General features: G+C 60.1%; 8 protein-coding genes. 2 read left to right on the top strand and 6 right to left on the bottom strand.

Annotation, left to right across the window (positions count from 1 at the left end; translation table 11 throughout):
- Nucleotides 1–145: 145 nt before the first annotated feature.
- The 5 genes from topA to BFP89_RS15615 all read right to left on the bottom strand — a co-directional run bounded on the left by topA (nt 146) and on the right by BFP89_RS15615 (nt 7,577).
- Entirely contained in the window at nt 146–2,767 is a 2,622-nt protein-coding gene (gene topA, locus BFP89_RS15635) for a type I DNA topoisomerase (protein ID WP_065886337.1), read from the bottom strand.
- 114 nt (nt 2,768–2,881) lie between these two features.
- On the bottom strand, nt 2,882–3,118 hold the full coding sequence (locus BFP89_RS15630; protein ID WP_065886336.1) for a DUF1653 domain-containing protein: 237 nt from the start codon (nt 3,116–3,118) through the stop codon (nt 2,882–2,884).
- Nucleotides 3,119–3,214: 96 nt separating this feature from the next.
- The gene (gene fadA, locus BFP89_RS15625) at nt 3,215–4,390 is read right to left on the bottom strand and encodes an acetyl-CoA C-acyltransferase FadA (RefSeq protein ID WP_024074080.1); all 1,176 of its coding nucleotides are present in this window, start codon (nt 4,388–4,390) and stop codon (nt 3,215–3,217) included.
- Between the two features lie 29 nt (nt 4,391–4,419).
- On the bottom strand, nt 4,420–6,567 hold the full coding sequence (gene fadB, locus BFP89_RS15620) for a fatty acid oxidation complex subunit alpha FadB (RefSeq protein ID WP_065886335.1): 2,148 nt from the start codon (nt 6,565–6,567) through the stop codon (nt 4,420–4,422).
- Between the two features lie 572 nt (nt 6,568–7,139).
- Nucleotides 7,140–7,577 carry a hypothetical protein gene (locus BFP89_RS15615; RefSeq protein ID WP_065886334.1) on the bottom strand — a complete coding sequence of 146 codons (438 nt, stop codon included), beginning with the start codon at nt 7,575–7,577 and terminating at the stop codon, nt 7,140–7,142.
- 107 nt (nt 7,578–7,684) lie between these two features.
- Between BFP89_RS15615 and BFP89_RS15610 the strand changes: the two genes are divergently transcribed.
- Nucleotides 7,685–8,131, top strand: a complete 447-nt coding sequence (locus BFP89_RS15610; protein ID WP_065886333.1) for a universal stress protein — start codon at nt 7,685–7,687, stop codon at nt 8,129–8,131.
- A gap of 181 nt (nt 8,132–8,312) precedes the next feature.
- Here BFP89_RS15610 and BFP89_RS15605 read toward each other — a convergent pair whose 3' ends face one another.
- On the bottom strand, nt 8,313–10,232 hold the full coding sequence (locus BFP89_RS15605) for an ATP-binding cassette domain-containing protein (RefSeq protein WP_065886332.1): 1,920 nt from the start codon (nt 10,230–10,232) through the stop codon (nt 8,313–8,315).
- Between the two features lie 213 nt (nt 10,233–10,445).
- Between BFP89_RS15605 and BFP89_RS15600 the strand changes: the two genes are divergently transcribed.
- Nucleotides 10,446–12,374 carry a transglycosylase SLT domain-containing protein gene (locus BFP89_RS15600; protein WP_065886331.1) on the top strand — a complete coding sequence of 643 codons (1,929 nt, stop codon included), beginning with the start codon at nt 10,446–10,448 and terminating at the stop codon, nt 12,372–12,374.
- Nucleotides 12,375–12,577: the final 203 nt, after the last annotated feature.

The following is a 12,577-nucleotide window of genomic DNA, read 5'->3' as shown; positions in this document are numbered from 1 at the left end:
CGCGAAAAACTTTAGAGCACCACTGTGTATCAGATTTCTCGCGTCATCGTTAACGACCTTCGCGACCTTCGCGAGCAAGCTCGCTCCTACACACCAAGAAAAGGCCGCCTATAAAGGCGGCCTTTGTATTTCCAGGATGACTCAATCAAGCGCCCTGGCGCTTGTCCTCGACCTTCCACTTGCCACCGTCGTAGAACGCTTTCCAGCCGGTAGGCTTGCCGTCGACTTCGGTCTGCACGTACTGCTCCTTGGTCTTGCGGCTGTAGCGGATCACGGCTGGGCGACCATCCGGGTCCTTCTTCGGCGCTTCACACAGGAAGTGGTACTTGGGATCGATCTCGTCCTTGTGCGGCACGATCTCCAGCACCAGCGGTGCACGGGTCTCGCGGTTTTTCGGGAACTGGCTGGCGGCCAGGAACAGGCCCGAAGCACCGTCGCGCAGGATATAGGTGTCGTTGACCTTCTCGCACTTGAGCTCGGGCATCTTCACCGGGTCCATCTTCGGCGGCGCCGCATCACCGCTTTTCAGCAGTTTGCGGGTGTTCTTGCAGGTCGGGTTGGTGCAACCGAAGAACTTGCCGAAACGCCCGGTCTTGAGCTGCATCTCGCTGCCGCACTTGTCGCACTCCAGGCTCGGACCTTCGTAGCCCTTGATGCGATAGGTGCCCTCTTCGATCTCGTAGCCGTTGCAATCCGGGTTGTTACCGCAGATGTGCAGCTTGTGCTTTTCATCCAGCAGATAGGCATCCATCGCCGTGCTGCAGATCGGGCAACGGTGCTTGCCACGCAGTACCAGCGACTCGGATTCGCCCTCGTCGTCCGCGGCGATTTCATCGCCCGGCACCAGGTTGACGGTAGCCTTGCAGCGCTCTTTCGGCGGCAGGCTGTAGCCCGAGCACCCCAGGAACACGCCGGTGGATGCCGTACGAATTTGCATCGGCCGGCCGCAGGTGAGGCACGGAATGTCGGTCATGACCGGCTGGTTGGCGCGCATGCCACTCTCGGGGCTCTCGGCCACCTCGAGTTTCTTCTTGAAGTCGCCGTAGAACTCGTCCAGCACGTTTTTCCAGTCGCGTTCGCCCTGGGCCACGTCGTCGAGGTTCTCTTCCATGCCGGCGGTGAAACCGTAGTCCATCAGGTTGGAGAAGCTCTCGGACAGACGCTCGGTGACGATATCGCCCATCTTTTCCGAATAGAAGCGACGGTTGTGCAGCGCCACGTAGCCACGGTCCTGAATCGTGGAGATGATCGCCGCATAGGTCGAAGGACGACCGATACCGCGTTTCTCCATCTCCTTGACCAGGCTGGCTTCCGAATAGCGCGCCGGCGGCTTGGTGAAGTGCTGGGACGGATCAAGCTTGATCAGCTTCAACGTATCGCCCTGCGCCATATCCGGCAGCACATCGTCGTCGCCTGGCTTGGCGATTTGCGGCATTACGCGGGTATAACCGTCGAACTTGAGGATGCGGCCCTTGGCACGCAGCTCAAAGTCGCCCGCCCCCACGCTGACCGTGGTGGACAAATATTGCGCCGGCAGCATCTGGCAGGCCAGGAACTGGCGCCAGATCAGCTCGTAGAGGCGTTCAGCGTCGCGCTCCATGCCGCTGAGCTTGCTCGGCTCGGTGTTGGCGTCGGAGGGGCGAATCGCTTCGTGAGCCTCCTGTGCGCCTTCCTTGCTGCTGTAGACGTTGGGCTTTTCCGGCAGGTACTTCTTGCCGAATTCGCTTTCGATATAAGTACGCGCCATCGCCACCGCGTCTTGCGACAGGTTGGTCGAGTCGGTACGCATGTACGTGATGTAGCCCGCTTCGTACAGACGCTGGGCCATCATCATGGTCTTCTTCACACCAAAGCCCAGGCGGTTGCTCGCGGCCTGTTGGAGGGTGGAGGTGATGAACGGCGCCGACGGCTTGCTGCTGGTCGGTTTGTCTTCACGCTTGACGATGCTGTAGCTGGAGGCCTTGAGCTTCTCCAGTGCAGCCATGGCCTGGGCTTCGTTCAGCGGCTTGAACGCCTCGCCTTTCTCGCGGGCCACTTCAAAGCGCACGTTGTTGCCCTTGGCAGTGCCGAGGTCAGCGTGGACTTCCCAGTATTCTTCGGGGTTGAACGCACGAATTTCGCGCTCACGCTCCACCACCAGCTTGACCGCAACCGACTGCACACGGCCGGCCGACAGGCCACGGGCGATTTTCGCCCACAGCAGCGGCGAAACCATGTAGCCCACCACGCGGTCGAGAAAACGCCGGGCCTGTTGCGCGTTGACACGGTCGATGTCCAGTTCGCCCGGCTTGGAGAAGGCTTCCTGGATGGCTTTCTTGGTGATTTCGTTGAACACCACGCGCTTGTAGCGGCTGTCGTCGCCGCCGATGGCTTCCCGCAGGTGCCAGGCAATAGCCTCCCCTTCGCGGTCCAAGTCCGTTGCGAGATAGATGGTGTCGGCATCCTTGGCGAGCCGGCGCAGCTCTTCGATGACCTTTTCCTTGCCCGGAAGGATTTCGTACTTGGCCTTCCAGCCATGGTCCGGGTCAACACCCATGCGTGAGACCAGCTGCTTGCGCGCTTTCTCTTTAGGGGTGAGCACCGGACCTTCGCCCGCAGCCGCCTTGCCGCGCTTGGCGGCTGGCTCCTTGCTGGCGCTAGCCGAACCGCTGGTGGGCAGGTCTCGGATATGGCCGATACTCGACTTCACCACGTACTCGTTGCCCAAGTACTTGTTGATGGTCTTGGCCTTAGCCGGGGATTCCACAATGACCAGCGATTTGCCCATGGATCGGAAAATTCCTGAATTCGAGAAGTGAAAGGCAGTTGGCGCCTGTCGCGGCAACGCTATATATAGTGGCAACAAGATGAGGTCAAGCGCAGCATTCTGCGCGACCTGCCGTTATTGCCCTGAAAAAAGACTGGGTTCGGCCTGGACCAAAGCAAAGCGCGGGACCTGCTCGCCGTCAACTTCGACGGTCTCCAGGAACATACTCAAGGGACGCACCCAAAAGCCGTATTCGCCATACAGTGCTTGGTAAAACACCACTTCTTCTTCGGTTTCGGAGTGCCGTGCCACGCTGAAAACGCGGTACTGCGGCCCCTTGTAATGTTGGTAGAGCCCTGGTTCGACTTTCATGCTCTGGCCCTCGTACAAAATTTGTTGAAAAAAAATATAAAAATTCCAAAAAACAAAAACCGGGGCACTGGGCCCCGGCTTCCGTCAAGCGAACGATTAAACGCGTTCGAAGACGGTGGAAATGCCTTGGCCGAGACCAATGCACATGGTTGCAACCCCAAGGTTGCCGCCATTTTGCTTCATCACGTTAAGCAATGTGCCGGAGATGCGGGCACCGGAGCAACCGAATGGGTGGCCCAGGGCAATCGCGCCGCCGTGCAGGTTAACCTTCTCATTCATCTTGTCGAGTACTTTCAGATCTTTCAGCACTGGCAGGGCCTGTGCGGCGAAGGCTTCGTTGAGCTCGAAGAAGTCGATATCGGAGATGGTCAGGCCTGCGCGCTTCAAGGCTTTTTGCGTGGCCGGTACTGGACCATAGCCCATGATCGCCGGGTCCACACCCGCTACGGCCATCGAGCGAATCACCGCCAGCGGCTGGATGCCCAGGTCCTGGGCACGCTGCGCCGACATCACGATCATGCACGAAGCGCCATCGGTGATCTGCGACGACGTACCGGCTGTCACGGTGCCGCCCTTGGGATTGAACGCCGGCTTGAGCGCCGCCAGGCTTTCCAGGGTGGTGTCCGGACGGATGGTCTCGTCGTAGTCGAACAGTTTCAGGAAACCGTTTTCGTCATAGCCGTTCATCGGGATGATTTCATCCTTGAACTTGCCTTCCACGGTCGCCTTGTGGGCGAGTTGGTGGGAGCGCAAGCCGAACGCGTCCTGGGCTTCACGGGTGATGCCGTGCATTTTGCCGAGCATTTCCGCGGTAAGGCCCATCATGCCCGAGGCCTTTGCCGCGTACAGCGACATGTGCGGGTTAGGGTCGACGCCGTGCATCATGCTGACGTGGCCCATGTGCTCCACGCCGCCGACCACGAACACATCGCCGTTGCCGGTCATGATCGCTTGCGCAGCGGTGTGCAGCGCGCTCATCGACGAACCGCACAGGCGGCTCACGGTCTGGCCGGCCGCGGTGTGCGGGATCTGCGTCATCAACGACGCCATGCGCGCGATGTTCCAGCCCTGCTCCAGGGTCTGGTTGACGCAGCCCCAGATCACGTCTTCGACCTCGTTCGGGTCAACCTTGACGTTGCGTTCCAGCAGCTTGCTGATCAGGTGCGCCGACATGTCTTCGGCGCGGGTGTTGCGGTGCATGCCGCCCTTGGAGCGGCCCATCGGCGTGCGACCGAAGTCGACAATCACGACGTCTCTTGGATTCAAGCTCATAAATATTCTCGCTCTAGTCGATTGGGCGCTTAACCGAAGAAGCTCTGGCCGTTCTTGGCCATCTCACGCAGCTTCGCGGTCGGGTGGTACAGCGGGCCCAAATCAGCGTATTTGTCAGCCAGGGCAACGAACTCGGCCACACCGATCGAGTCGATGTAACGCAGCGCACCACCACGGAATGGAGGGAAACCAATACCGTACACCAGGCCCATATCGGCCTCGGCGGCGGTCTCGACGATGCCGTCTTCCAGGCAACGTACGGTTTCCAGGCACAGGGCGATCATCATCCAGTTGATGATGTCCTCGTCCGACACCTCACGCTGTTCGTAGATGACCGGGGCCAGCACTTCGTGCACCGACGGGTCGGCCACTTTCTTCTGCTTGCCCTTCTTGTCGGCCTCGTAGGCGTAGAAACCCTTGCCGTTCTTCTGGCCCAGGCGCTTGGCCTCGTACAGCGCGTCGATCGCCGAACGACGGTCGTCTTTCATGCGGTCCGGGAAACCTTCAGCCATGACGTCGCGACCATGGTGGCCGGTGTCGATGCCGACCACGTCCATCAGGTACGCCGGGCCCATGGGCCAGCCGAATTTCTCCATGACCTTGTCGATGCGCACGAAGTCCACACCGGCGCTGACCAGCTTGGCGAAACCGCCGAAGTACGGGAACAGCACACGGTTGACCAAAAAGCCCGGGCAGTCGTTGACCACGATCGGGTTCTTGCCCATTTTCTTGGCGTAGGCAACGGTGGTGGCCACCGCCTGTTCACTGGACTTCTCGCCACGGATCACTTCCACCAGCGGCATCATGTGCACCGGGTTGAAGAAGTGCATGCCGACGAAGTTTTCCGGGCGCTTGAGGGCCTGAGCCAGCAGCGAGATGGAAATTGTCGAGGTGTTGGAGGCCAGGATGGTGTCGTCTTTGACCTGGGCCTCGACTTCAGCCAATACCGCCTGCTTGACCTTCGGATTCTCGACAACCGCTTCGACCACCAGATCGACGTGGCCGAAATCGCCGTAGGACAGCGTAGGACGAATGCCATTAAGCACTTCAGCCATTTTCGCAGCGGTCATGCGACCTTTATCAACGCGGCCTACCAGCAGCTTGGCGGCTTCCGCCAGGCCCTGCTCGATACCGTGCTCGTTGATGTCTTTCATCAGGATCGGCGTGCCTTTGGACGCCGATTGATAGGCGATACCGCCGCCCATGATACCGGCGCCGAGTACGGCGGCCTGCTTCACGTCGCGGGCGATTTCGTCGTAGGCCTTGGCCTTTTTCTTCAGCTCCTGATCGTTCAGGAACAGGCCGATCAAGCTCTGCGCAGCAGAGGTCTTGGCGAGCTTGACGAAACCGGCAGCTTCGATTTCCAGCGCCTTGTCGCGACCGAAGTTCGCGGCTTTCTGGATGGTCTTGATCGCTTCAACCGGCGCCGGGTAGTTCGGGCCGGCCTGGCCAGCCACGAAACCCTTGGCGGTTTCGAACGACATCATTTGTTCGATGGCGTTGAGCTTGAGTTTTTCCAGCTTCGGCTGACGCTTGGCCCTGTAGTCAAATTCGCCGCTGATGGCGCCCTTGATCAGGTTCAGCGCGGCTTCGGCCAACTTGTCCGGGGCAACCACAGCATCGACAGCACCGACTTTCAGCGCGTCTTCAGCACGGTTTTCCTTGCCGGCGGCAATCCATTCGATGGCGTTGTCGGCACCGATGATGCGCGGCAGGCGCACGGTACCGCCAAAGCCCGGGTAGATACCCAACTTGACTTCAGGCAGGCCGATTTTGGCAGTGGCCGACATGACGCGGAAGTCCGCCGCCAGGCACATTTCCAGGCCGCCGCCCAGGGCGATACCGTTGATTGCAGCCACGGTGGGTACGTTGAGGTCTTCGAAATCGCTGAAGATCTTGTTGGCTTCAAGGTTGCCAGCCACCAGCTCGGCATCGGGCAGCTTGAAGTTGTCGACGAATTCGGTGATGTCAGCGCCGACGATAAACACGTCCTTGCCGCTGGAGACGATCACGCCCTTGACCGAAGCATCTGCTTTGATGGTGTCTACGGCCTGACGCAGTTCGTTCAGGGTTAGACGGTTGAACTTGTTGACGGACTCACCCTTGAGGTCGAATTTCAATTCGACGATGCCACTTTCAAGAGCCGTAACCGTGATGGCTTTACCTTCGTAAATCATCAACTGATCTCCACGATATGGAAGCTGAACAGTACACACCGGACGCTGGCCTCTGGTTGGACATTGACACCTGCATCAATGCTCACGCCAATCCGCCAGGCACACCCGCCAGTGCGATAGTCGGGGTTATGTCAGAGCTGTCTGTAGGACAAACGCTCAATTCATACGCCCGTTTGATTTGGGTACGCCACCTTCATCCAATTCCGGGCAATTGTCAATCGCTCCAAAGACTAGGAAAAACGCGACTTTCCAGTCAGTTCAGAACCCGAAGCGCAGGATAGCAAGCCGTCAATATTTAACTATTCACAGGATCAATAATAGGAAAGATAGGGGGAAAGCCTGTACAGAAAGGGATAGACGGCTAGGCTAACCGCAACTTGAGGATCTACCGGCCTGCCTGGCCAACTCCAGCCCGATGATGAGTCGGGCTTTTTATTGCCCGGCCTTCCGGTTTTTCTGTAGGAGCGAGCTTGCTCGCGAAAATCGCCAACCATAACGCAGCGGACTCAGGTTTAACGCGTCGCTCTCGGGTTTTTCGCGAGCAAGCTCGCTCCTACAATGAGTGGGTCATGTCAGGCCAGGGCTTTGAGCAGTGCATCAATATCCTTCAACACGCTCGCATCGCCCTTCTCGCCCCAGTACAACGCGATCATCTGCTTGTCCGCCTCGACCTTGTAGACGTTGGCCGGCAGCGTTGAAAAATACGGCAACAACTTCTCGTCCACGCACACCTCGCGCCATTGGTTGACCCATACCCCCGGCTCCCACTGCCAGTAACTCCAGATGGCCGGCGCGCTGCCGCGTCGTGGCCGGCAGTACTGCGCGCAGGGGCTCGGCGGCTCTTGCTTGAGCCAGTGCGGCCACGCCTGGGGCGCCAGTTGCATGGCCAGCCCGATGCGGCGCGCCTCCATGCGCAGCGCCATGCGCCCGCTCTGATGGCGCGAGGGGCGCAGCCATGCCAGAGGGCTCAGCACCACGACAAGGATTGACACCACTATCCAGACCGTCATATGTGTACTCCCGAATTTCTAGATGAGCGGATTTGACCTGACGCAACCGCATCCGCTTGGAAAGCAGCCATACTGAACTTATTGCAGTCCCCCTGGAGGAACGCCCCATGCCCTACACACATATTCTGGTCGCCGTCGACCTGACCGAAGAGTGCGATCCAGTGATCAAGCGTGCGCAGGAATCGTCCATCGCCAATGGCGCCAAACTGTCGCTGGTGCATATCGTGGAGCCGATGGCCATGGCCTTCGGCGGCGATGTGCCGATGGATCTTTCCCAGTTGCAGCAACAGCAATTTGACCAGGCCAAGGAGCGTCTTGAGCGATTGATAGTCAAATATCCTCACCTGACTAAAGACGCCTGCCACCTCACCTACGGCCAGCCGCGCCAGGAAATCCATCAACTGGCCAAGGAACAGGGCTGCGACCTGATCGTGGTCGGCAGCCATGGCCGCCATGGCCTGGCGCTGCTGCTGGGCTCTACTGCCAATGATGTGCTGCATGGCGCGCCGTGTGATGTCCTGGCCGTCAAGTTGGTCAAAGACACCAGCAAGTAAGACCGATGAAGATCAAATGTGGGAGGGGGCTTGCCCCCGATAGCATTCTGTCAGTTGATATATCTGGTGACTGATACACCGCTATCGGGGGCAAGCCCCCTCCCACATTTGGATCGCATTTCCTATAAAAAACCCGGTGCTCATCAAGTGAGCACCGGGTTTTTTAATGCTTTGAAATCACTCAGGCATCCAGCTCGGCCCAACGCTCAACCAGCGCTTCCAACTCCTGGTTCAACGTCTCCAGGGTGGCGATGACTTTGGCGGTTTCCGCCGCCGGGCGCTGGTAGAAACCGGCGTCAGCCATCTCTGCCTCTACTGCGGCAATCTGCTGTTCCTTGGCGTCGATATCACCCGGCAAGGCTTCCAGCTCGCGCTGCAGCTTGTAGCTGAGCTTTTTCTTGGCCGAAGGCGCAGCTTCCTGTGCCGGAGCAGCAGCGGCCACGGGCGCGACGACCGCAGAGGTCAGGTCGGCCTTGCCGGACTTGCTTTCGGTCACGCCCAAAAGGCGCGGCGAACCGCCCTGGCGCAGCCAGTCCTGATAACCACCGACGTACTCGCGCACCTTGCCCTCGCCTTCGAAGACCAGGGTGCTGGTGACCACGTTGTCGAGGAATGCCCGGTCGTGGCTGACCATCAATACGGTGCCGTTGAAGGTCAACAGCACTTCTTCGAGCAACTCGAGGGTTTCCACGTCGAGGTCGTTGGTCGGTTCGTCGAGTACCAGCAGGTTCGCCGGCTTGCTGAATAGCTTGGCCAGCAGCAGGCGCGCGCGCTCGCCACCGGACAAGGCTTTCACCGGGGTACGCGCACGTTGCGGGCTGAACAGGAAGTCGCCCAGGTAGCTGAGGACGTGGCGGCTCTGGCCGTCGATGTCGATAAAGTCGCGACCTTCGGCGACGTTGTCGATCACGGTTTTCTCCAGGTCCAACTGGTGGCGCAGCTGATCGAAGTAGGCGACGTCGATACGCGTGCCCTCTTCCACCGTGCCGCTGGTCGGCTGCAGACCGCCGAGCATCAGCTTGAGCAAAGTGGTCTTGCCGGTGCCGTTGGCGCCCAGCAGACCGATACGGTCGCCGCGCGCCAGGACCATGGAGAAGTCCTTGATCAGGAACGGACCTTCCGGGTGATGGAAGCTGACGTTCTCCAGCACCATGACCTGCTTGCCCGACTTGTCGGCCGTATCGAGCTGGATATTGGCCTTGCCGGTACGCTCGCGACGTTCGCTGCGCTCAACCCGCAGTGCTTTCAACGCGCGTACACGGCCTTCGTTACGGGTGCGACGCGCCTTGATGCCCTGGCGGATCCAGACTTCTTCCTGGGCCAGTTTCTTGTCGAACAGCGCGTTGGCGGTCTCTTCAGCCGAGAGTGCGGCTTCCTTGTGCACCAGGAAGCTGGCGTAGTCGCCGTTCCAGTCGATCAGGCCGCCACGGTCCAGTTCGAGGATGCGGGTGGCCAGGTTTTGCAGGAAGGAACGGTCGTGCGTGATGAACAGCACGGCGCCCTGGAAATCCTTGAGGGCTTCTTCCAGCCAGGCGATAGCGCCGATATCCAGGTGGTTGGTCGGCTCGTCGAGCAGCAGCAGATCCGGTTCGGACACCAGGGCCTGGGCCAGCAGCACGCGACGACGCCAGCCGCCGGACAACTGGGCGAGGGTCTTGTCGGCCGGCAGTTGCAGGCGGCTCAGGGTGCTGTCGACCAGTTGCTGCAAGCGCCAGCCATCGCGGGCTTCGAGGTCTTGCTGGACGTGCATCAGCTTGTCCAGGTCGGCTTCGGTGACGCAGTTCTGCGCCAGGTGATGGTATTGCGCAAGCAATTCGCCAACGCCGTCCAGGCCTTCGGCGACCACGTCGAACACTGTCCGCTCGTCGGCTACCGGCAATTCCTGCGGCAATTCGCCAATCTTGAGGCCCGGAGCGCGCCAGACAGAGCCCTCATCGGGCTTCTGGTCGCCTTTTACCAGCTTCATCATGCTCGACTTGCCGGTGCCGTTGCGGCCGATGATGCACACCCGCTCACCACGGGCGATCTGCCAGGACACCTTGTCCAACAACGGCATAGCGCCGAAAGCAAGGGACACATCGCTGAATTTGAGCAGGGTCATACGCTTCTCCAAAAACTGGGCGCGCATTCTACCTGAGTTGAGGGTGGGATGCGGCCTGCATTTTCGCTGCCGACACGTTCTGCAGGACATTTGCCGCGAACTTGAACCAACCGGCCGGCAAAGCTTTCGCCGGCCGCTGGCAAAAGGCTAAGCTAGGGGCAATCAGTGTCGGCGATGCCGGTGCTAGTCGTGATTTCTCTGCACGGACGTCTCATGCGCAGTCGCCTTTTCAACTTTTTATCCTGTCTGCTTCTTTCCACCACCGCCGTTCAATCTGCCCAGGCCGTGGACCTCACCACCCAACGTCAATATTACGATGAAGCCAAGCGCGCCCTCGCCAAGGGTGACAGTGGCCCCTACATGCAATACAGCCAGGCCCTGGCCGACTACCCGCTGACGCCGTACCTGGCGTATGACGAACTGACCGCACGCCTTAAAACCGCGAGCAACCAGGAAATCGAACAGTTTCTCGCCAAAAACGGCGACCTGCCCCAGGCCAACTGGATGAAGCTGCGCTGGTTGCGCTGGCTGGCCGAACGGGGTGATTGGCAGACCTTTGAAAAGTACTACGATACCAAGCTCAATTTCGTCGAGCTGGACTGCCTGCACGGCCAGTACCAACTGACCCACAACTTCAAGGCCGAAGGCTACAAGACCGCCGAGAAGCTGTGGATGACCGGCAAATCCCAGCCGGCCGCCTGCGATGTGACCTTTGGTCAGTGGGCATCCGACGGTCAGTTGACCGAGCAGAAAATCTGGGACCGCACCAAGCTTGCCGCCGAAGCACGCAACTACGCACTGGCCAACAGCCTGGTGAAAACCCTGCCGACGCTCGGCGCCCAAGGCCGCCTGATGATCGACGTGGCGCAAAAACCCGACATGCTCGGCGACCCGTCGCGCTTCCTGCCGGCCACCGAGGCCATGTCCGACGCCGTGGGCCTGGGCCTGCGCCGACTGGCCCGCCAGGACCCGGACAAGGCCATGGCCCTGCTGGACGGCTACGCCAGCAGCATGCACTTCTCCCGTGACGAAAAAGTCTCGATTGCCCGGGAAATCGGCCTGACCCTGGCTCGTCGCTACGACCCTCGCGCCTTGGACGTGATGACTAAGTACGACCCGGAGTTGCGTGACAACACCGTTTCGGAATGGCGCCTGCGCCTGCTGCTGCGCCTGGCGCGCTGGGAAGATGCCTACCAACTCACCCGCAAGCTGCCCCAGGACCTGGCCACCACCAACCGCTGGCGCTACTGGCAGGCGCGTAGCCTGGAGCTGGCCGAACCGAAAAACCCGCAGGCGCTGGTGCTGTATAAAAACGTGGCCAAGGAACGCGACTTCTACGGTTTCCTCGCCGCCGACCGCTCCAAGACCCCTTACCAGTTGAACAACAAGCCGCTGGTGATGAGCCAGGCGCTGGTCAATAAAGTGCGCAATACCCCAGGCGTGCGCCGTGCCCTGGAGTTCTATGCCCGTGGCCAGATCGTCGATGGCCGCCGCGAGTGGTACCACGTCAGCCGTCACTTCAACCGTGATGAAATGGTCGCGCAGGCGAAGCTGGCCTACGACATGAAGTGGTACTTCCCGGCGATCCGCACGATCAGCCAGGCGCAATATTGGGACGACCTGGACATCCGCTTCCCGATGGCCCACCGCGACACCCTGGTGCGCGAGGCCAAGGTGCGCGGCCTGCATTCGAGCTGGGTGTTCGCAATTACCCGCCAGGAAAGCGCCTTCATGGACGATGCCCGCTCCGGTGTCGGCGCCAGCGGCCTGATGCAATTGATGCCCGGCACCGCCAAGGAAACCGCGCGCAAGTTCAGCATTCCCCTGGCTTCCCCGGCCCAGGTACTGGACCCGGACAAAAACATCCAGCTCGGCGCCGCCTACCTGAGCCAGGTGCACAGCCAGTTCAACGGCAACCGTGTGCTCGCTTCCGCCGCCTACAACGCCGGCCCCGGCCGCGTGCGTCAATGGCTGCGCGGTGCCGATCACCTGAGTTTCGACGTGTGGGTGGAAAGCATCCCGTTCGACGAAACCCGCCAGTATGTGCAAAACGTGCTGTCTTATTCGGTGATCTACGGGCAGAAGCTCAATTCGCCGCAGCCGTTGGTGGATTGGCATGAGCGGTACTTCGACGACCAATAAGGCATTGAATCTGCCGAATACCTGATGTGGGAGGGGGCTTGCCCCCGATAGCCATAGGTATCTACACAACGCTGTAGCGCTCAACCGTAACCACGATGCGAAGCGAGCAGCTCTTGATCTGCTTTTGATCTTAGGCGCCCCGTTAAACCACGCTGGCCGAACGCAGGCTTGAATCCGTGGGCAACCCGGCAGGACGCCGGGTT

This window comes from Pseudomonas sp. 31 R 17, from assembly GCF_900004915.1.
GTDB lineage: Bacteria > Pseudomonadota > Gammaproteobacteria > Pseudomonadales > Pseudomonadaceae > Aquipseudomonas > Aquipseudomonas orientalis_A.
This window is presented reverse-complemented; position numbering and strand designations above follow the sequence as displayed.